The sequence below is a fragment of the Streptomyces sp. NPDC058674 genome, assembly GCF_042716505.1.
Taxonomy (GTDB): domain Bacteria; phylum Actinomycetota; class Actinomycetes; order Streptomycetales; family Streptomycetaceae; genus Streptomyces.
This window is the reverse complement of record NZ_JBHXSC010000001.1, coordinates 62857-81888: the sequence shown is the minus strand read 5'-3', so window position 1 is coordinate 81888 and position 19032 is coordinate 62857. Positions and strand designations below refer to the sequence as shown.

Below are 19032 nucleotides of genomic sequence, written 5' to 3'. Positions count from 1 at the left end.
AATCGACCGTGCAGCGCCGTCGCAGGCCGCCGGCCGGCAGATCCCAGGGGGAGACCAGACCATGACGCAGTACCAGGACAGCAGGTCGGCGCCCATGGTGCGGGTGGACGACGTGCACCGCAGCTTCGGCAGCGGGGAGCGGGCCGTGCACGCGCTGCGCGGTGTGTCGTTCGCGGTGCGCCGGGGCGAGCTCACCGCGCTCAAGGGCCGGTCCGGCTCCGGCAAGACGACCTTGCTGAACGTGCTCGGCGGCCTCGACACCCCGACCAGCGGCACCGTCTTCCTCGACGGTACCGACCTGGCCGGCCTGGGCGAGGCCGGGCTGCTGGAGCTGCGCCGCGACCGGCTCGGCTTCGTGTTCCAGTCCTTCGGCCTGATCCCGGTGCTGACCGCCGCCGAGAACGTCGGGATACCGATGAGGCTGCGCCGGATGCCGGCCGAGGAGCGCGAGGAGCGGGTCCGCACCCTGCTCGCGCTGGTGGGCCTGAGCGAGCACGCGGGGCAGCGGCCGGGCGAACTCTCCGGAGGCCAGCAGCAGCGCGTCGCCGTGGCCCGCGCCCTGGCCAACGACCCCGACCTGATCATCGCGGACGAACCGACCGGGCAGCTCGACTCCGAGACCGGCCTGCAGATCATGAAACTGCTGCGGGCCGTGGTGCGCAGCGAGGGGGTCACCGTGCTCGTCGCCACCCACGACCCGGTCCTGATGGAACTCGCCGACCGGGTCGTGGAACTGCGCGACGGCCGCGTCGTCGACGAGCGCGGCGCGGAGCGGACGGTCACGGCCTGACCTGCGGGACCAGGGAGACGCCGACGCAGCATGGGGGTCCCCGGGGAACGCCCGGTCGGCGCCACGCACCCCGGGGCGGCCGGCCGGCCCCGCCCGCGTGGACGGCCGAGTGCTCCTGTGAGGCCGGATCAGCCGGCTGTGGTGGCGGTCGCGGTGTCCGGGTGGATGGTGAAGACCCGGTCCAGACCGACTATGCCGAGAATGCGGAGGGTGTTGGCGGGGACCGCGGCAAGGGCCATGCCGGCGCCCTGTTCGCCGGCCAGGTTGCGGGCCGCCGCCAGGGTGGTGATGCCGCTGGAGTCGCAGTACTTCAGCCCGCCCAGGTCCAGGACCAGCACCTGTCCGGCGGCCAGGGTGAGGTGGTCCACGGTCTTGCGGAGCTCGGGGGCGGTCGCGTAGTCGAGGTCCCCGGTGATCTCCAGTACGGGTCCGGTGACGGTGTCTCGGGAGGCGATCGTCAGCGGGTTCATCGCAGGTCTTCGCTCGCGGAGGCGGGGAGGGCGGCGGGCACGCCCAGGGCGAGGAGGGCGGTGTCGTCGTCGAGTCCCTCGCCGAAGCCCGTCAGGAGCCTGCCGAGGGCGCTGATCAAGGCCTGAGGGCCGGCTGCGGGCTGTTCGGCGGTGAAGGCGCGCAGGGCGTCTTCACCGTACAACGTGCGGTCGGGTCCGGTGCGTGCCTCGGTCAGGCCGTCGGTGTAGAGCAGCAGGGTGTCGCCGGGGTACAGCCGGGTGCGGGCGGGGGTGAACTCCGCCCAGGGCAGGATCCCGATCAGCATCCCGCCCGGGGTGGGCAGGTAGTCGGCGGCGCCGTCCGCGCGCTGCACCAGGGCGGCGGGGTGGCCGCCGGAGGCCAGGTGCACGTCGACGTGGCCGCGGCCGGGCTCGAGAACGCCGAAGACGGCGGTGCAGTAGCGGGCGTCGCCGCGGGTGTACCGCTCGTTCAGCACGGTGTTCAAGGTGGTCAGCACGGTGACCGGGTCGGGGTCGTGCAGGGCGGCGGCCCGCAGGGTGTAGCGGGTCAGCGAGGTGACGGCGGCGGCCTGCGGGCCCTTGCCGCACACGTCACCGAGGAAGAACCCCCACCGGTCCGTGCCCAGGGGGAACAGGTCGTAGAAGTCTCCGCCGAGCAGGTCCGGAGAGGCGGTGTGGTAGTAGGAGCCGGCCTCCAGCCCCGGAATGGCGGGCAGCGCGGCCGGCAGCAGGCTCTGCTGGAGGACGGCGAGAGCCTCCTGCAGGCGTTCGCGGTCGGCCTCCGCCTGCCGGCGCGCCTCCTCGGCCAGCCGGCGGCCGCGCAGCAGCTCGGTCTCGTAGGCGCGGCGATCACGGGCGTCGAAGACGGTGGTGCGGATCAGCATCGGCTCGCCGTCGCCGCTGGTCTTCACCCGTGAGGTGACCAGCACAGGCATCCGCTGCTTGCCGGCTGCCTTGATGTCCAGGGCTATGCCGCTGACCTCGCCCTGCATCTGCAGCAGCGGGGCGAAGTGGGTCTCGTGGTAGAGCCTGCCGCCCACCGTGAGCAGATCGGTGAACCGCTTGCGCCCCACCACCTGGGACCGCTCCAGGCCCAGCCACCCCAGCAGGGTGGCGTTGATCTTGGCGATCGTGCCGTCCATGAGCGTGGACAGGTAACCGCACGGAGCCTGGTCGTACAGCTCCTCCGCACTGTCCTCCAGGAGGGAGATGAAGGCCGAGTCCGTGGCGTCCACGTCCGGCTCTCCGTCCGGTTCCCGGTCCGCGTCGGTGCGGCACATCATCGGCGCGCCCCGATGAAGTCGCTGATCGCCCCGGCGGTGGCCTGGGGGGCGCTCAGCTGCGGGCAGTGCCCCGTCGCCTCCAGCGTGACCAGCCGGCTGCCGGGGATCGCCGCGTGGACGTAGGCCCCCACCTCGCGGGGAGCGATCGCGTCCTGGCTGCACTCCAGGACCAGCGTCGGCACCGCGACCGTCCCCAGGTCCTTGCGGCTGTCGGTCAGGAACGTCGTACGGGCGAACACCCGGGCCATGTCGGGATCGGTCGCGCAGAACGAGGCCGTCAGCTCCCGGCCGAGCTCGGGACGGTCCGCGTTGCCCATGATCACCGGGGCCATGGCCGCCGACCATCCCAGGTAGTTCGATTCCAGGGATTCCAGCAGCTCGTCGATGTCGTCCGCGCTGAACCCGCCGCGGTACCCGTCCCCGTCGATGTAGCAGGGCGAGGGAGCGACCATCACCAGGCGGGAGAACCGGTGCGGCTCCTGCGCCGCGGCGAGGACACCGACCATGGCGCTGACCGAGTGCCCCACGAAGACGACATCGCGCAGGTCCAGCTCGTCGCAGACCTCCAGCACGTCCAGGGCGTACCCCTCCAGCGAGCTGTAGCGCTGCTCGCTCCATGCCGAGGGGTCCGCGTTGCCGGAGCCCACGTAGTCGAAGAGCACGATCCGGAATTCCTCGGCCAGCGCGGGGACGACCAGGCGCCACATGTTCTGGTCGCAGCCGAACCCGTGCGCCAGCAGGAGCACCGGTCCGTCCGCACGACCGGTGACGGTGACGTTGTTCCTATGACGAATATCCATCCCGTCAGTCTCGCATCACCCGCACCGCCTCCGGCACAGATGTGCAGGGGGCCGGAATCCGCGCAGGTGATCAGGAGTCCGGGACGTTTGGAATCGGCCGGGTGGTGAAGACGATCGTTGACACCGGCTTTACTCATCGAGGTAGGAGAAGCGTCATGGGCATCATCGCCTGGATTCTGATCGGACTGCTCGCGGGCTTCATCGCGAAGGCGCTGATGCCGGGCAAGGACCCGGGCGGCGTCATCATCACGATGCTGATCGGTGTCGCGGGCGGTCTGCTGGGCGGCTGGCTCGGCAAGGTCATCTTCGGCGTCGACTCGATCGACGGCTTCTTCGACCTCTCGACCTGGATCGCGGCCATCATCGGCTCCGTCATCCTCCTGGCCGTCTACCGACTGGTCGCCGGCAAGCGCCACCACAGCCACGCCTGAGCGACCGGTCGACCACGCCTGAGCGACCGGTCGACCCGGTCCCACCCGGACGCAAACGGCTCCGCCCTCTCCTGAGGACGGAGCCGTTCCGCTGTCGCGGGTACCGGCCCGAACCGCCGCCTCCCCTTCCGGATGCCGGTGCGTAGTGCGGCCCGCGGGGGGTAGGTGCGCGCCACTGCCCGTGAATGGAGGAGGATCCCGTATGCCGGCCCCGTCCGTCTCGGAGCACGCAGCTCCACTCGCACGCGACACCCTCCTGGGCGGCCGCTACCGGCTCCAGGGCCTCTTGGGCTCCGGTGGTACGGCGGACGTCTTCCGCGGCGTCGACCAGGTGCTGGGCCGTGAGGTGGCCGTCAAGGTGTTCCGCCCCGGCGCGGACACGGTCACCGCCGACCGCTTCTGCGACGAAGCCCGCACGCTGGCCCGCCTGTCCCACCGCGCCCTCGTCACCGTCTACGACGCCGGCCGCCACGGCCACGGCGCTTTCATGGTCACCGAACTGATCCGCGGCGTGACCCTGCGCACCCGAATGGACGCCGGCCCCCTTAGCCCCGCCCAGACCACGCGGATCGGAGCCGACATCTCGTCGGCCCTCGACCACGTACACGCCCATGGCGTCATCCACCACGACGTGAAGCCCTCCAACATCCTGCTGGGTGAGGAAGGCTCACCGCACCTGGCCGACTTCGGGCTCTCCCGTACCGTCCACGACCACTCCCACAGCGCGCCCGACACCCTGGTCGGCACCCTCGGCTACATGGCTCCCGAGCAGTTCCTCGGCCGGGGCGCGAGCACGGCCAGCGACATCTACGCCCTGGGGATGACCCTTCTCGAAGCGCTCACCGGCCGTCGCGAGTACCAGGGAACTCCCGTGGAGATAGGCACCGCCCACCTCCTGCGCCGCCCCCGGATACCCGAGGGCCTGCCATCCGGCCTGGCCCGCCTGCTGCAGGCCATGACCGACCAGGCCCCTACGGCACGCCCCGACGCCGCCGCCGTCCACCAGCGCCTGCGGGAGCTCGCACGGGAACCGAGCCCCCGCACCGCGGCGGGCGCGGCGCCCACGGACACCTCCGCACACCGCCCGCCGCCGTCACCCCCCGCCCATCACGGCGGGTGGACGCCCGCGCGGACGCCCGGGGCCGCGCGCCCGCCCCGGCCCGCGCGGAGCAGGGCCGGCAGCCCGGGACGCCTGGCGCTGCTGGGCCTCGCGGCGGCGAGCATCGCGGGCACCTGCGCCTTGGCCGTGAGCGGCGTCCCGGCGGGGAAGGACACACCCGCCACCGCTCCCTCGCGCGCGCAGCCGTCGACGCCGGAAGGCGCCGAGACGGCAGCCCCGGCCGCCTCCCGGCCGACGCTGCCCGTGCCGGCCCTTCCCGCATCCCCGGGATCACCCCGGCAGCTCCCGGCCGAGGCGCCTTCCCCCGTACCGGAACTCCAGGAGCCCGCCCGCCCGTCCGGCTCGTACGTCTCGCCACCAGCCGCAGATCGCCCGGCGGAGGCGCCGGGCGCGGCGAAGAAGAAGGAGCCCCCCGGCAAGGCCAAGGGGACGAAGGACAAGAGACGCTGACCGCGGACCGACCCTCCGCCAAGAGGTCACAGCACCAGCTCACCCACCCGGGCCCGTCTTCCGCGGGCAGACAGCCTGCGGGCCGGGATGACATGCTGATTACCTAACGTCACACCCGACCGGCTGCTGACGACACCCCTACCGGAGACAGCGAGCACGATCCCCGACCCCATACGGCGTTCGGGCAGAGCAGGAGACGGCAGACGGGCACGCATGACCGATGCAGAAACCGCGCGGATGATTTCGTCCAGAATTGCCGCGTACCTCACCGCGGTCCATCCGGCACGGCCGAACCCGGACGATCTCGCCTGGGTGATCGTCCGAGCACTGAACCAGAGCGGCGACCGGACGGCTGCGCTCCCCTCCGACGGCGAACGGCCGGGGGAACAGCAGGTCCTCACCCTGCCGGACCAGGACGACGGCGCGCGGGTCATCGTGTGCGTCGGGGAGTTCGACCAGCAGACCCTGCACCCCTTCCGAGCTGCCGGCCTCGCGGCCACGGCCGACCCGACGATCCGGCGGGTCGTGCTGGACGTCAGCCGCATCACCTTCGCGGACTCCTCGATGCTCAACGAGATGTTCCGCCTGCTGCGCAGCAGCCGCCTGGTCCTGGTCGGCCCCCTTCCCCACTCCCTGGCCCGGGTCCTGGAGCTCACCCAGGCCGGCCCGCTCTTTCCGACCACCGACAGCATCGAGGCGGCTCGCACCCTGTAACGCGCCCTGTCGCAGCCCGCAGGTGAGCGGGTTCACCCGCTCGTGGGGTGGCTCGGGCCGCGGACGGGGCAGGCGGGTGGGGTGAGCACGATGGATGCGCGGGTGTACTGCGGCGACGACAGCCACTGGGCCGGGCCGGTGTCCGGACACGAGTACGTCGGCCTGCTGGGCGGCCCCCTCGACGGCCAGCTCTTCGACGTCACCGGCTGGACCGAGCAGGATCGGGCGGTGGGCGCGCTCCTGATCACCGACCGCGGGCTGTTCGGACCCGGCGGGCGAGCGCTCTACAGCCCCTCCGAGGCCGACCCCCGAGGCCCGTTCCGCTGGGACGGCGACACTCCCTGACCGCGGCACGCTCTCCGGCGCCCTCGGCCCGCACGCCAGCTGCGATGATGCCTCTGTTTCCCAGGCGGAGGGCATGTGTTCGTTTTCGTGTGTGCGGGGTGCGGCGCTGAGCTGACCGTTCCTCTGTCCCAGGCCGCCCTCCCGGTACACGCCCATCAGAAGTACGGGAACGGGACTCAGCTCCCGGTGCTCATGGAGTCGGGCACGTTCGCCGTGGACCCGGAGCCATGGGGGCCGCCCTGGCGAACGTGGGAGGGGACATACCCGGACGAGGCGGCCGCCCGCGGTGTCCACGCGCCGGTCTACACCCTGTCCGACGGGGCGCCCGGCGCGGTCGTCATCGCGCCGGGCGATGCCCGCGGCACCGCGCTGATCCCGGAGAATCGCGGAGGTGGCTACTGCTGCGGCCTCGACGGGGCCGGCGGCCCGAACGTGGCCTGTGTGGCGTGTGGCCTGCCCGTGGCGAGCCGGATCGATGACTGCTCGCTCTGGCAGGCGATGTGGCTCGCCCCGAATGCGGTGCGCCGCCTTCCCGTCGAGGGCGCCGACGCCGCACCGCTCTCCTGGGCGGAGCTGCTGGCGCAGGGGAAGGACACGCCCCCGTTCGAGCCGATCGACCGCATGGGGGTCCCGGCTGGGGGCGGGCCACTGGTCGCATTACCGGTGGTCGTGGAGCCCGCGGTGGGAGGCGGCGGCCGGCCGGGCGCTCGCCCACCTGCTGACGGCCTCGGAAGGCCGACCGGTGATCGTCCCGGACGGCGGGGCGGGGGAAATCTTCCAACGCGCCGTCGACGCCATGCTGCCCGCGGGTCCGCAGGCGCGGCGCGCCGTCCTGGCCCGACCCGGACGGCCGGCTCCTGGCGGGGACGCCGACATCCTTCTCGTGCCGTCCCATCCGCAGACGGGTGAGGTCTGGGCCCCCCGGCCGATCCGGTGGCGTACTTGGTGCCGCTGCCGTTCGGAGTGTGGCTGTGGCTGGCCTTCCCCGAACGGGACCTGCCCGTCCCCGCCTCGGGCGGCCTGCCCGACGGCGTCCTCCGCGACGACTTCGACCCGGCCCCGCCGCGCCCGCGCCACCTGTTCCGGGCCGACCCGGAAGTGTTCCGGCACACCCTGGTCCGGCTGCCGGCCGTCCACGGCCCATGGCTGCGCGAGGACGCTGGCGCGTGCCCGCGCTCCGGTGGCACCTGGCTGGGGTTGTTGCACATGCCGTAGCGGCATGTGGTGGGGTCGGGGCACCACAGCACGAAAGGCTCTGTCTGCGATGTACCCCTCCCTCACGCCTCCCCGGCAGGTCAAGATCGGTGATGCCGCTGCGTTCGCCGGGATCACCCCACGCGCCATCCGCCACTACCACGAGATCGGTCTGCTGCCGGAGCCAGAGCGCGGCGGGGACGGCCGCCGCCGCTACGGCTATGACGACATGATCCGCCTGCTGTGGATCCGCAAGATGGCTGATGCCGGTATCAGCCTGGGCGACATGCGGGCCGCCTTCGGCGATGCCCGGGACGAAGCCCTGGAGCAAGCCCCGGATATCGAGTCGGTCCTGAGCAGGCTCGAGGAAACCTTGGCGGCGCAGGAGGCCGCCATCAAACGTCGGCGCGCGGCTGTCCAGCACCTGCAGGCGGTGGGCAACCCGCTGGGGCTGCTCTCCGAACTGGTCACGGACCGTCTCAGCCACCTGCCCCCGGGCGCGTTGCACCCCTCCGATCTGGACGCCCTGCTAGTCACGGAACGGATCTTCGGGCCGCTGGGCGCCGCCATCCAGGCCAGCACGTTCATCGTGCTTGCCACCCACCCCGACCTGCGGGCCGAGGAGGACCGTCTTGAGGCGGCCGAGGCCACCCTCGACGACGGCGTTGAACCCGACGACCCGCGCGTCGAAAAGCTCGCCGTACAGCGATGCGCTTACCAAATGGCCCTGAATCAGGCCATCGAGGCAGCTGGTCTCGACGCGGCCGAGGAGAAGATCTTCGAGACCTACGACGCCGACCTGAAAGGGGAGGAGGGCACAGAGATGAGTGCCGCCGCAGCCATCACCAAGATGCCTTATGACTTCTCTCCTGCCCGGATGCGCTGCATGGAACTCGCCGGACGACTCCTCGGTGAGGCCCTTGCCGACGCCCACTCCGCGGACAGCTGATCGCCTGAGCCTGGCACTGACGTGGCCCGACAACCGGTCGCGTTCATGATCGACTCTTCCCACATGCCGGCCGAGGCTCATTCGTGCTTGATGTAGTCCTGTGTGGGTGGCGTCGTGACCAGGCTGAGTGGCACCCAGTACACCTCGGTGCTGTACGGCACGGGTGTCCCGGTCATGAGCATGCGGAAGCTGAACTTCTCGCCGCATTTCACAGGGAGGGTGGCCGAGTGTCCGCTGTAGCCACCGCCGGGCCTCTGCATGTCACCCGCGGTCTTGACCGTCTCCGAGTCGAGCAGGAATCGGAATTCGCTGCCCGTCACGCCGCCGATGTTGACGATCGCGAAACCTGCGGAGGAGTGCGCTGTCCATCCGACCTCGGTCGTGTTGAAGAACTCATGCCCGGGCCCCTGGTAGCCGTAGTGATAGAGCCGGGTGGCGCTTCCGACGGCGTTCAGGCTGCCGTGGACGGTGAGGTTGCCGATGTCGAGGTCGGGTTTGAGGACGGTGACCTGGGTGGAGAGGATGCGGGTGACGGGGTTGGTGGGGTCGCCGGTGGTGGCGCGGAGGTAGAAGGTGGTGTCGGACTTGATGCCTTCGAGTTCCAGGCTGGTGCGGTCGGTGACGTCGCGTTCGACGCCGGGATAGAGGAGCTCGTAGGTGGCGTTGGCGGAGCGCTCCCAGGTGAGCGTGACGTCGCCGCCGTTGGGGATGATGAGCGGTTCGCACTGGAAGTTGCGCAGGTAGAAGTCGGCGGGGAACTTGCCGATGCTGAAGACGGTGGCCCGGTCCTGGAACGCGGAGGTTCCGGTGCGGGACGATTCCGTGAGGGTGATGGGGGCGGTGCCGACCTTGCGGCTGACGGGGATGTCGGACAGCTGGATGGTGAATCCGAGGTCCGGCCCGATGGGTGTGTGATCCGCCGCTGGCGAGAACACGAAATGGCTCTGGTCGGACAGCGCGGCCACCGTGAACCATCTCTGACGACCCATCATCGCGATCACCGTGCCGGGTGCGGTGTGGCTGATAGTGCGGCCCCTGGAAGCCAAGTCCGTCCAGCGAACCCTTTGCTCCCAGGGCAGCAATCGATCCAACGCCTCACCTACAACCGTCACTCAGCGTGCAGGCTTCACGGAAAGTGAGCCGGAACCCAAACCCGTGAACAACTGGCTTCACAACCCGGGTTCTGCCACAGCTTTCGTGCAGCGGCCACTCTGAGTGACGGCTGGTCTTCTTCCGGCAGCGCCTGAGATCGCCCGAAAATAGGCAGTTGTCCGGGTGGTTGGGCTGAGAGTCCGGGCCGTGGAAGAGGTCGTGCTCTGGCTGAAGGAGCTGTTGTTGCCGTCGATCGCGGACATCGCGGTGCTGTCGGTGGACGTGAGTATCGAGATAGTGCGGGTCGATGCGCAAGGCGCCGCGGCTGGGGCTGTCTGTCCCGGGTGGGGGTCTTGGTCGGCCCGAGTCCACAGCTCCTACCTGCGTTTTCCCGCCGACGTACCGAGCGCAGGACGACGGGTCGTACTCCAGTTACGAGTCCGGCGGTTCCGGTGCCGGAACGCCAAGTGCCCACGTCGGACCTTCGTGGAGCAGATACCCGGCCTGACCCGCAGGTACGGCCAGCGCACCGAACGGCTGCATTCGGCCCTGGCCGCAGTCGGCCTCGCCCTGGCCGGCCGGGCCGGCGCCCGGCTGGCTGCTCTCTTTGGCGTGTCCGTCAGCCGAAGCACGATCCTGCGTGTTGTCGACGCGCTGCCTGAACCGGAGGTGCCCGCACCGCAAGTGGTAGGTGTCGACGAATACGCCACCCGCAAGGGCCGCCACTACGGCACCGTCCTGGTGGACGTCGAAACCCGCCGTCCGATCGACCTGCTCCCGGACCGGGAGGCATCCAGCCTGGCCGCCTGGCTCGCCCAGCGGCTGTGCTCAGCACCGGGAGCGCTACATCGCCGCCGGCCGACCGGGCAAGGCGAGTCTGCCTCGGTCGTGGGAGCGGCACTACGAGCGGACCGACTCGCCGCCGCCCGAGACAACAACCGCGCCCAAGACCGCAAGATCGCGGACCTTCAGGCGCTTCTGCTCGAACAGCAGCCGCCTGCGTCCGTCCGTCCGCTCCGTCCTCTGCGCGACCACACGTGAGTTTTCCAAGCTCGCGCCGCTCTTCGGGGTGTCGAAGTCAGCCGCCGACCGCATGCTGGAGGTTCCGCAAGGGCACCGTGGTGATCGTGGACGGCACCCTGGTTCCCAGCCGCGACCACACGGTGGCCGAGCAGTCGAAGAACGACCAGTACTCGATAACCACCAGGTCGCCATCGACGCCGACACCCGGCACGTCGTCGCCCGGTCGCTGCCCGGCAACCGCAACGACTGCAAGGCGTGGGAGCACCATCCTTTTTGCGCGACCGTCTGGCGCATCCATCGCGCGGGCGTAGATCATTTCGAGCTCATAGGATGCCCGCATGCCCATTTCGCTCCGCGCCTCTGGCGTCCTGGTCACCACCCTCGCCACACTGCTCGCCGCCTCCATGTCGGGCTGCACCGCGGAACACGGAACCGCAGCTACAACCAGCCCGACGGCCACGGGCAAGACCGGACAGACTCCGGATGCGAAGCCGCGCCCTCCCAAGCAGGACGGAAGCCCTGGCGACATCCTGGTTGCCGGGCGCCCCATCACGGGATCGGAGCGGTCAGGCATCGCCATAGCGCCGTTCAAACGCACATACACAGAGGGCGAGTTGTACGCGGCGGTCACCGGGTACTGGTCCCTGGCCTTTGGCGCTACCCAGCTTGAGTCCCTCCTGGCCGACGACATCAAGGCGGGCAAGGATGTGGTGACTACCATCGACCCGGCTGTACAACGTGCCGCCTACGACGGGCTACGAGGTCAGCGTGGGGCTGCAATCGTCCTCGACGCGCAGACAGGCGACATCCTTGGACAGGTGAGCACCCCGTCGTACGACCCCGGAACATTCAGCGGGAACGCCATAGCCGATCAACGGGCCTGGGTCCAGCTGAAGGACGACGGCGACAAGCCCCTGTCCAACCGCGCCCTACGCCTCGTGGACAACCCAGGGTCAGCTATCCACGTCCTTGTCGCGGCCGCTGCCCTGGAGAAGGGCCTGCTGCCGTCGGTGGACACGCCAACTCGGAGCCCAGCAGTCTACGCCGCCCCGGACAGCACCACCCAGTTCTCCGGTGATCCCACGCACTGCACCGATGCCACCCTTCGCGCAGCCCTGCGGTATGCGTGCGCGAACGTCTTCGCCCGTATCGCTTCCGACCTCGGCGCCGACGCGCTGGCATCGACAGCCCAGACGTTCGGATTCAACAACGACATGATGGATACGCCGGTGCGTGCCTTCGACAGCACCTGGCCGCGCAAGCCCGAGAATCCCACCCAGCTGGCCCTCATGGCCAACGGCCTGTTCGAGGTGAAGAGCACCCCGGTACAGATGGCCATGGTGATGGCTCTACTTGTGAACGGTGGCAGCCGCGTTCATCCCAACATCGTCACCGGTTCGAAAACAGCCATGCCCGCTCAGCGTGTCGTCGCCCAGCGTACTGCGGATCAGTTGCGGTCGGCGCTCGGGGACTCGTTCGGCACGTGGGTACCCTCCGCTTCGGCCGCCTGGGCCTTGTCGGTCACCCGAACCTCGGCTGGCCGGCCAGTGGCCATCGCCGTCTACATCTCCTCTTCCGCTGACTCCACGTCCCAGGCCAGCCAGGTCGCAGAACGGATTTCCGCAGCCACTCGGAAGTGAGTCCCGGCCGTTCCGAGACGACCGTGCACGTGCCTCCGATCGGGCGCGAAACGCGGCTTGTCCCTCGCCACCAGAGCGGGCAAGCCGCCAATCGAGTCTCCGACGGCGATGGGCAAGCCTTTGGGCATGCCCGCATGAGTAACATCAACCGTACGACCTTGCCGCCGAAAGCGTCCGCCGAATCGGTGTGTGCTCAAGTCCCTACTCGGGGCTGTGTGGCCCGCCACGAGTTCGTTAGAGCGCGGGCGCCGCTTTCCACGTCGTGATACCAAGGCTCCCGCGGGTGTGCCCGTGAGTTGCTCTTCCCATCCGGCTGCCTTCAGCCGGGAGGATCAGCGAAAGTATCCAGCGATCGAAAGATGGTCCGACAGCCCGTGCGTGGTGAGGACGGCGAACTGCACCAGGACGCTCAGAGCATTCGTGGCATGGTGCGAGTGGATGGAAATCGTGTCTTTGGGTGAGGGTGACGATCCCCGGGAATGCGGGAGGCTTTTGGGCCTTGTCTTGATGGGCGAAGCCGTGTCGGACCTGACGGCTGGGCACGGGGCGAGGACTATTCAGAGAATCGGCGGGCGCCCCAGCCGGGTCATACGCCAAACCGTGCGCCACTTCATCGGCTTGCGCGGGCCGCACGGCGTTCGCGCACCCTCGAGGAAACCGCCCCACCATGCCTTCGCGCCCGCCAGGGACCGCATCCGCACCATGGCGAGGAGGATCCATACGCCGAGATAGACCGGAATCAGGGGGATCGGGAGTCGGCGGCGGGCCAGCCAGACACGGTTTCGGGCAGTGAACCGGTAGTAGACCGCGTGTCGAGCGGGGGACGTCCTCGGATGTTGGAGGACGAGCTCGGGTTCGTAAAGGATCTTCCACCCCGCATCAAGCGCACGCCATGCCAGATCGGACTCTTCATGCCCAAAGAAGAACTCCGCCGGCCACAGATCGATCTGCCGGAGCATGGGCATCGAGAAGGCGTGGCCACCGCCGAGGAAGGCGGTCACCAAGCCGCGGCGCATCGGATCGTCCGCACGCAACCGGGGCACCCAGCGTCGCTCCGTCTGTCCGTGCTCGTCAGCGACCCTGAACCCGATGATCCCCAACTTCGGGTCCTCCGCGAACAGCTGCTGGACCTTACGGAACACGTCGTTGGCGATGAGCAGGCCGTCGTCGTCCAGTTCGATGACGACGTCGACCTCGCCGGAGTCGCGCAGCATCGCCAAACCGACGTTGCGGCCGCCGGGACAGCCCAGATTCTCCTCAAGTGGAATCTTGGTCGCCTCCGTCGAGATCTAGGTGAGGGGCGTTGCGTTGCCCACCAGAGCTACCCGCCGCAGGCACATCCTGCTTCTCCACCGAAGCGAGCAGAGCCTCCAGCTCCCGCGGGCGAGTGCCCATGGTCACGATGACGACTCCGATACGCGGCAACGACAAAGTGGCGAACTCCAATGGTCGGCAGACTGCCGATGCTAGCGTCGCGGGACGTGGCCACCTCACGACCTCACACACATGTCCGCCACGTGCCATCCCACGTCAATCGGCACGCTGAGGGCTCCGAGGTCGGAAAACACGAGGAGACCGACCTCGCCTGGCGGGTGCTCGACGACGGCTGGGACATCCTCTACGAACCCCAGCTGCTGCTCCAGCACCCGAAGACCTCCCCGGCCCGGCACGCGGTCTACTACCGCATGACCGCCCGCAACCGGGTCTGGCTCGCCAAGCGGCATCTGCCCGCGCCCCTCGTGCCCGTCTACCTCGGGGTGTGGACTGCGCTGACCGTGGCCCGTACCCGGTCGCGGGCCGGCCTCGGTGCCTGGTTCTCCGGGTTCGCCGAAGGTGTGCGTACCAGCGGCGGTCCCCGGCGTCCGATGGGCTGGCGCACCGTGGTGCGCATGGCCCGGCTGGGCCGGCCCCCGGTGATCTGAACCGTCTTCAGGTGAGGGCGTTCTGGCGCAGCCAGCCCGGCGCCGCCTGCGGGGTGTCGCGCAGCCAGCGGACGTAGCGGGCCACGCCCTCGGCGACGGTCACCTCCGGCCGCCAGCCCAGAACGCCCTCCATCCGCCGGACCGAGGCGTACCCGCCGAGCGGGTCACCCGCCGGCAGCGGGGTCTCCAGCAGCTCCGTGCCCGGGTAGTGGGCGCGGACCAGCTCGGCCACGTCCCGGATGCTCGTCGCCGTCCCGGTGCCGATGTTGACGGTCTCGGCGTGGGCGCGGGGGCTGGTCAGCGCGTGCAGCGTCCCCTCGGCGATGTCGTCGACGTGGGTGAGGTCGCGTACCTGCCGACCTCCGCCGTTGAGGTGGAGCGGCAGCCCCAGTGAGGCCCGCGCGGCGAACCACGCCACCACCCAGGAGTGGCTGCCCCGCTTGACGCTCTGCGGCTCGCCGTAGACCGAGAAGTACCGGACGACGGCGTACGAGATGCCCACCTGCCCGAGGACGACGGCGGTCTGCTCCTCGCCCCACGCCTTCGTGTTCCCGTACACCGACACCGCCGCATCCGGTGGCCCTCGTGGAACTGGGAAGGGATCCGCCCGTGGACCGCTTCCAGGAGCTGGCGCATGGTCACCAGGTCGGGATGGGCGGCCTCTTCCGGGCTGCCGTCGCCGTAGACGCTGGCCGAGGAGACGAACACCATGCGGCGCACGCGGTCGCCGGCGGCGGCGACCGCGTCCAGGACGGTCTGCGTACCGGCGATGTTGGTGCCGATGGCGGCCAGCGGATCGCGGGTGCAGGCGGCGACGTCCGCGAGGGCGGCGGCGTGGATGACGTAGTCGGACTCCGCGACCAGCCTGCGGACGAGCGGGACGTCGCGGACGTCCCCGGTCACCACGTCCGGGTCGCTGCGGTCGACGCCGAACAGGCCGGTGTAGACGTGGTCCGGGTAGGCGTCCATGGTGCACAGGGAGACGGGGCGGGCGCCCAGGGCGCGCAGCCGGGCGGTGATGCGGGAGCCGACGAGCCCCGCGCCGCCGGTCACCAGGACGGTGGCGCCGGCGAGGGCGGCGAAGGGGGAGCGGTGGTGCACGGTGTACCTCCGGGGGTGACGGCGGAAGCAGCGCCGGGGGCGATACGGGCGCCGGTCGGGGGTTCTGGGCCTGTACGGGGCCGGGGCCCGGGAGCCCGGGGCCATACGGCCAGGGGCCGGCGGCCCGGCGGTCAGGTCGGACCAGTGCGAGGTCAGGGGGCAAGGGGGGCAAGGTGAGGGGGGCGAGATCAGCGGGCGGCGAGCGGTTCGACGTTGCCCACCGCGGTCGCCAGCTCGCGGCCGCCGCCCTCCGGGCGGATGTAGGCGCGCCGGGTCCGGCGCGGGCCCGCGTGGGTGGCGACCTCCTCGACGACCACCGCCATCAGCCGGCCCTCGGCGCCGGAAGCGATGTCGCGGACCGGGCGGCCGAGCAGCGGATGGTCCTCGTGGCCGAAGCCGTTGCCGTGATTCACGCCCCGCCCCTGCCTGCCCCTCCGCTTCCGGCATCGGTGTCCGACTCCCGGCCGGCAGCAGCGTCGAGGAAGTGGGCCAGGCCCCGTGCGGAACGGGCGAGGAGCGCGGGGGAGGGGGAGCCGTAGGCGGGCACGACGCGCCGGCCGTCCTCCGCCCCCGCCTCCGCCGCTCCCCGCGGCGCTGGTGGTCGTACGGGAACAGGTACAGGGGTCGGTCAAGGCCCTTGCTGAGGAACAGATCGCCCGTCGCACCCGCGGCCCGCTGTTGCTCACCGACCGCAAGGCCCCGGCCGGAACACCCACGCCGGACGTGTGCTCCGAAACCGGCCGGGCACGCTCTCCTATCGCCGGGCCGAGGAAATCTTCGAGGAGAACACCCGACTACTGGCCAACCCTCTAGCCTCACCCGAGGACATCGAGGACCTGAACGGCTGGACGCTCCATCGGCTAGGGGTGTCTCCTTGAAGGCGTGAGTAGTAGGTGGCTCCGGAGGCTCGGCTCACTTCGATGTCAGCACCGACTGGGATGCTCCTGCGCATGAAGCAGAAGATCACGCCCACTCTCACTCAGGTCACCGGGACACATGAGGTCCCTTCCGACCTGAGGCGTCAGCTCGTCGACTGCTGGATCGCAGTCACGAACGCGGGTGGTGCTGCGGGATTTCCTTTCCCTCCGGTCCATGACGACGACGTCGCACCGGTCGCAGACGAGCTCCTCAGCCATCTCGACCCGTCGCGCAGCCGCCTCATCATCGCCAGGTTCGGTGAGGCTCTTGCCGGATGGGTTGTCCTCAAAAGTGATCCCTTTCGGCTCGTCGCACACTGGGGAACGGTCCACCACCTCCAGACCCACCCTGGCTTCCGCAGCCGTGGTGTTGGGTCCGCTCTCATGCGAGAGTTGCGGACGGTGGCCCGTGACGAGCTGGGGCTTGAGCAGCTCCGTCTCACGGCCCGGGGGAGAGAAGGGTTGGAGGACTTCTACGGCCGCCTGGGATGGCGGGAGGTCGGCCGCTGGCCCAGCGCCTTGCGCTTCGCGCCCGACGACACCCGAGACGAGGTCCTGATGCTCCTCGATCCCCTGTGACCGACAACCCCTGAGGCGTGTCTTTTCGATCACTCGCGAGCCCAGATGAGGGTGGCGGCGAGGTGGAGGGCAGCCTGGTAGGCGATGGCCAGCTTTTCCGTCCGCATGGCCAGACCGCGCCACTGCTTGAGCCGGTTGATGCACCGTTCGACCGCGTTGCGCTGCTTGTGTGTCCCGGCGTCGAAGACGGGTGGCCGACCACCGGTTCGGCCTCGTCGCAGACGGTGGCGGATCTGGTCGGAGGACTGAGGGATGACTGCTCGGATCCCGCGTCTGCGGAGATGGCTTCGGATCGCGCGGGATGAGCACGCGCGGTCCACTAGGACGGCGTCTGGTCGGGACCTCGGTCTTCCCGGCCCGCTTCGCGGAGCACGAATGCCGGTCATGACGGCTTCGAAGGCTGGTGCGTCGCCTGCCTGGCCCGCGGTGACGCGGAGGGCAAAGGGTCGTGCATGGCTGTCGCTGGCGAGGTGGACTTTCGTGCTTAGGCCGCCGCGGGAACGTCCGAGCGCATGGTCGTCAGGCTCAGCCCGATCTGGCGTCCCTTTTTTCTGGCTCCGGCGGCGTGGTGGTGCGCTCGGCAGATGGTGGAGTCCACCGACACGGTCCAGCCGATGTCGTCAGCACCGGCGGCCACTGCCCGAAGCACGGCGAGGATCCGTTCCCAAGTGCCGTCCACGGCCCACCTGAGCAGCTGTTTTGTGAGCGGTTTGGAACGAGCCCAGCTCGTCTGGCAGGTCCCGCCAGGGCGAGCCGGTGCGGTATTTCCACGCGATGGCCTCCAGGGTTCGGCGGTGCTCGGCCCATCGCCGACCCCGGACCGGATCGGCCGGCATCCACGGCTCGATCCGGTCCCACATCGCATCAGTGATCACTAACCGGACGGACACATCTGATCAACCGACAAGCGAGTCAAGGAGACACGCTCTAGTAGTGCTTTGTTAGCTGGTCTTGTCAGGTCCCGTCTGCGGTAGTTCGCTGGTTGCATGAGGGCTGGGGAGCTTGCTGCGGTTCGGGGCCGGTTGGAGGAGTTCGTCTCGGAGGTGTTCGCGCCGCTGGTGCGGCGGGACCAACGTGAGAAGGGCCTGTTGTATGTGCGGGGGCTGTTGCTGGACGGCCGACGGAAGTCGATGCAGCCGATGGCCGAACGCCTGGGTATCGATCACCAGCAGCTGCAGCAGTTCATGACGTCTTCGACCTGGCCGGTCGAAGACGTCCGGGCCCGGCTCGCTTGGCGGGCCGTGGCCGCGGTGCGGCCCGAGGTCTGGGTGGTGGACGACACCGGGTTTCCCAAAGACGGCACCGCCTCGCCCGGGGTGGCCCGGCAGTACTCGGGCACGCTGGGCAAGGTCGGCAACTGCCAGATCGGCGTCAGCGTCCACGCCGCCTCGGACACGGCCTCCTGCCCGCTGTCCTGGCGTTTGTTCCTGCCGGCGGTCTGGGACGGGCCGGATGCCGAGGTCCGCAGGCGAGCCTGCCGGATCCCCGATACCGAGCACCATCGTCCCAAGTGGCAACTCGCCCTGGACATGCTCGACGAACTCGACGGCAACGGCCTGCGGCCCGCCGTCCTGGTCGCGGACACCGGCTACGGAGCGAACGCGGACTTCCGCCACGGCCTGGAAGACCGGGGCCTGGCCTACGTCCTGCAGGTGAAAGCCGAGATGACTGCCCACGGCGAGGAGGCCGAACCACAGCGGCCCGCATACGGCGGGCTGGGGCCCAGGCCGTTGCCCCGTTACCGCACCCGGCCGGTCTCCTTACGCGAGCACGTGCTGGCCGCCGGCCGCCAGGCGGGACGCACACTGACCTGGCGCAAGGGCTCGAAGGGGGCGATGAGCTCGCACTTCGTGCTCCTGCGGGTCCGCCTCGCGGGCCGCCGGCCCAAACCCGCCGCCGACGGCACCATCCCCCTCACCTGGCTGATCGCCCAGTGGCCCGACGGTGAAACAGAGCCGGTGAAGTACTGGATCTCGAACCTGCCCGCCGACATTCCCGCCAAAGACCTCGTCCGCCTCGAGAAGACCCGCTGGCGGATCGAGCACGACTACCGCGAACTGAAAACCGTCCTGGGCCTGGACCACTTCGAGGGCCGCTCCTTCACCGGCTGGCACCGCCACGTCACCCTCGTCACCGCCGCCCACCTGTTCCTGACCGAACAGCGGAGGGCCCCAAAAGCCCCTGCCAGGGCCTGACCCTCTACCAGGCCCTG

16 protein-coding genes and 6 pseudogenes are annotated in these 19032 nt (G+C 69.9%); 13 read left to right on the top strand and 9 right to left on the bottom strand.

All coding sequences use genetic code 11. From position 1 onward, the window contains the following. Positions 1-61: 61 nt before the first annotated feature. Entirely contained in the window at positions 62-790 is a 729-nt protein-coding gene (locus tag ACFWU6_RS00395) for an ABC transporter ATP-binding protein (protein ID WP_383977000.1), read from the top strand. Between the two features lie 128 nt (positions 791-918). Here the strand turns inward: ACFWU6_RS00395 and ACFWU6_RS00390 are convergent, their stop codons facing one another. The 3 genes from ACFWU6_RS00390 to ACFWU6_RS00380 are packed head-to-tail and all read right to left on the bottom strand — an operon-like array spanning position 919 to position 3343. Next, positions 919-1260, bottom strand: a complete 342-nt coding sequence (locus ACFWU6_RS00390; protein ID WP_383812014.1) for an STAS domain-containing protein — start codon at positions 1258-1260, stop codon at positions 919-921. Next, positions 1257-2540 carry a PP2C family protein-serine/threonine phosphatase gene (locus tag ACFWU6_RS00385; protein ID WP_383812027.1) on the bottom strand — a complete coding sequence of 428 codons (1284 nt, stop codon included), beginning with the start codon at positions 2538-2540 and terminating at the stop codon, positions 1257-1259. The genes ACFWU6_RS00390 and ACFWU6_RS00385 overlap by 4 nt, the downstream gene beginning before the upstream one ends. Beyond that, complete coding sequence (locus ACFWU6_RS00380; RefSeq protein ID WP_383812012.1) at positions 2540-3343, bottom strand: alpha/beta fold hydrolase; 804 nt, start codon at positions 3341-3343, stop codon at positions 2540-2542. Before ACFWU6_RS00380 ends, ACFWU6_RS00385 begins: the two co-directional genes overlap by 1 nt. Positions 3344-3498: 155 nt before the next feature. Between ACFWU6_RS00380 and ACFWU6_RS00375 the strand changes: the two genes are divergently transcribed. The 6 genes and pseudogenes from ACFWU6_RS00375 to ACFWU6_RS00350 all read left to right on the top strand — a co-directional run bounded on the left by ACFWU6_RS00375 (position 3499) and on the right by ACFWU6_RS00350 (position 8546). Beyond that, positions 3499-3774 carry a GlsB/YeaQ/YmgE family stress response membrane protein gene (locus ACFWU6_RS00375; protein WP_383812010.1) on the top strand — a complete coding sequence of 92 codons (276 nt, stop codon included), beginning with the start codon at positions 3499-3501 and terminating at the stop codon, positions 3772-3774. Positions 3775-3976: 202 nt separating this feature from the next. After that, positions 3977-5344, top strand: coding sequence for a protein kinase (locus ACFWU6_RS00370; protein ID WP_383976997.1), 1368 nt, complete (start codon positions 3977-3979; stop codon positions 5342-5344). A gap of 213 nt (positions 5345-5557) precedes the next feature. Then, entirely contained in the window at positions 5558-6058 is a 501-nt protein-coding gene (locus ACFWU6_RS00365; protein ID WP_383976994.1) for an STAS domain-containing protein, read from the top strand. A gap of 90 nt (positions 6059-6148) precedes the next feature. Next, entirely contained in the window at positions 6149-6403 is a 255-nt protein-coding gene (locus tag ACFWU6_RS00360) for a hypothetical protein (protein WP_383804162.1), read from the top strand. A 75-nt stretch (positions 6404-6478) separates the two neighbouring features. Continuing rightward, a pseudogene (locus tag ACFWU6_RS00355) lies at positions 6479-7618 on the top strand (hypothetical protein). Positions 7619-7667: 49 nt separating this feature from the next. Then, complete coding sequence (locus tag ACFWU6_RS00350) at positions 7668-8546, top strand: MerR family transcriptional regulator (protein WP_383976991.1); 879 nt, start codon at positions 7668-7670, stop codon at positions 8544-8546. Positions 8547-8623: 77 nt separating this feature from the next. Here the strand turns inward: ACFWU6_RS00350 and ACFWU6_RS00345 are convergent, their stop codons facing one another. Continuing rightward, positions 8624-9538: a hypothetical protein gene (locus ACFWU6_RS00345; RefSeq protein WP_383976988.1), complete on the bottom strand. Its 915-nt coding sequence runs from the start codon at positions 9536-9538 to the stop codon at positions 8624-8626. A gap of 283 nt (positions 9539-9821) precedes the next feature. On the opposite strand from ACFWU6_RS00345, the gene ACFWU6_RS00340 reads away from it, so the two are divergent. The 3 genes and pseudogenes from ACFWU6_RS00340 to ACFWU6_RS00330 all read left to right on the top strand — a co-directional run bounded on the left by ACFWU6_RS00340 (position 9822) and on the right by ACFWU6_RS00330 (position 12301). Further along, entirely contained in the window at positions 9822-10679 is an 858-nt protein-coding gene (locus ACFWU6_RS00340) for a transposase family protein (protein ID WP_383976985.1), read from the top strand. Further along, positions 10669-10923: pseudogene (locus tag ACFWU6_RS00335) on the top strand (transposase); the annotation flags it as partial. The gene ACFWU6_RS00340 and the pseudogene ACFWU6_RS00335, both read left to right, overlap by 11 nt. A gap of 76 nt (positions 10924-10999) precedes the next feature. Then, positions 11000-12301 (top strand): penicillin-binding transpeptidase domain-containing protein, encoded by a 1302-nt coding sequence (locus ACFWU6_RS00330; RefSeq protein WP_383976982.1) that lies wholly within the window; start codon positions 11000-11002, stop codon positions 12299-12301. Between the two features lie 557 nt (positions 12302-12858). Here the strand turns inward: ACFWU6_RS00330 and ACFWU6_RS00325 are convergent. Continuing rightward, a pseudogene (locus ACFWU6_RS00325) lies at positions 12859-13732 on the bottom strand (glycosyltransferase family 2 protein). 134 nt (positions 13733-13866) lie between these two features. Between ACFWU6_RS00325 and ACFWU6_RS00320 the strand changes: the two are divergent. Continuing rightward, positions 13867-14223 (top strand): annotated as a pseudogene (locus tag ACFWU6_RS00320) (glycosyltransferase family 2 protein); the annotation flags it as partial. Between the two features lie 7 nt (positions 14224-14230). Here ACFWU6_RS00320 and ACFWU6_RS00315 read toward each other — a convergent pair. The 3 genes and pseudogenes from ACFWU6_RS00315 to ACFWU6_RS00305 form a co-directional block, all read right to left on the bottom strand. Continuing rightward, positions 14231-14788, bottom strand: a complete 558-nt coding sequence (locus ACFWU6_RS00315; protein ID WP_383804142.1) for an NAD-dependent epimerase/dehydratase family protein — start codon at positions 14786-14788, stop codon at positions 14231-14233. A gap of 155 nt (positions 14789-14943) precedes the next feature. Then, positions 14944-15429, bottom strand: a pseudogene (locus ACFWU6_RS00310) (NAD-dependent epimerase/dehydratase family protein); the annotation flags it as partial. An 83-nt stretch (positions 15430-15512) separates the two neighbouring features. After that, positions 15513-15737, bottom strand: a complete 225-nt coding sequence (locus tag ACFWU6_RS00305) for a hypothetical protein (RefSeq protein WP_383804140.1) — start codon at positions 15735-15737, stop codon at positions 15513-15515. 537 nt (positions 15738-16274) lie between these two features. Here ACFWU6_RS00305 and ACFWU6_RS00300 point away from each other — a divergent pair. Continuing rightward, a complete protein-coding gene (locus ACFWU6_RS00300) occupies positions 16275-16820 on the top strand; it encodes a GNAT family N-acetyltransferase (RefSeq protein WP_383804138.1) in 546 nt (181 codons plus the stop codon). 29 nt (positions 16821-16849) lie between these two features. On the opposite strand, the pseudogene ACFWU6_RS00295 reads toward ACFWU6_RS00300, so the two are convergent. Beyond that, positions 16850-17710, bottom strand: a pseudogene (locus ACFWU6_RS00295) (IS5 family transposase). 96 nt (positions 17711-17806) lie between these two features. On the opposite strand from ACFWU6_RS00295, the gene ACFWU6_RS00290 reads away from it, so the two are divergent. Next, on the top strand, positions 17807-19015 hold the full coding sequence (locus tag ACFWU6_RS00290) for an IS701 family transposase (RefSeq protein WP_383976979.1): 1209 nt from the start codon (positions 17807-17809) through the stop codon (positions 19013-19015). The last annotated feature ends 17 nt before the right edge of the window (positions 19016-19032 follow it).

Bases quoted from the DNA above. Each gene is read 5' to 3' on its own strand.
- ACFWU6_RS00290 (WP_383976979.1), top strand. From the start codon at position 17,807: ATGAGGGCTGGGGAGCTTGCTGCGGTTCGGGGCCGGTTGGAGGAGTTC.
- ACFWU6_RS00375 (WP_383812010.1), top strand. From the start codon at position 3,499: ATGGGCATCATCGCCTGGATTCTGATCGGACTGCTCGCGGGCTTCATC.
- ACFWU6_RS00365 (WP_383976994.1), top strand. From the start codon at position 5,558: ATGACCGATGCAGAAACCGCGCGGATGATTTCGTCCAGAATTGCCGCG.
- ACFWU6_RS00395 (WP_383977000.1), top strand. From the start codon at position 62: ATGACGCAGTACCAGGACAGCAGGTCGGCGCCCATGGTGCGGGTGGAC.
- ACFWU6_RS00345 (WP_383976988.1), bottom strand. From the start codon at position 9,538: ATGATGGGTCGTCAGAGATGGTTCACGGTGGCCGCGCTGTCCGACCAG.
- ACFWU6_RS00360 (WP_383804162.1), top strand. From the start codon at position 6,149: ATGGATGCGCGGGTGTACTGCGGCGACGACAGCCACTGGGCCGGGCCG.
- ACFWU6_RS00380 (WP_383812012.1), bottom strand. From the start codon at position 3,343: ATGGATATTCGTCATAGGAACAACGTCACCGTCACCGGTCGTGCGGAC.
- ACFWU6_RS00300 (WP_383804138.1), top strand. From the start codon at position 16,275: ATGAAGCAGAAGATCACGCCCACTCTCACTCAGGTCACCGGGACACAT.
- ACFWU6_RS00350 (WP_383976991.1), top strand. From the start codon at position 7,668: ATGTACCCCTCCCTCACGCCTCCCCGGCAGGTCAAGATCGGTGATGCC.
- ACFWU6_RS00330 (WP_383976982.1), top strand. From the start codon at position 11,000: ATGCCCATTTCGCTCCGCGCCTCTGGCGTCCTGGTCACCACCCTCGCC.
- ACFWU6_RS00385 (WP_383812027.1), bottom strand. From the start codon at position 2,540: ATGTGCCGCACCGACGCGGACCGGGAACCGGACGGAGAGCCGGACGTG.
- ACFWU6_RS00370 (WP_383976997.1), top strand. From the start codon at position 3,977: ATGCCGGCCCCGTCCGTCTCGGAGCACGCAGCTCCACTCGCACGCGAC.
- ACFWU6_RS00390 (WP_383812014.1), bottom strand. From the start codon at position 1,260: ATGAACCCGCTGACGATCGCCTCCCGAGACACCGTCACCGGACCCGTA.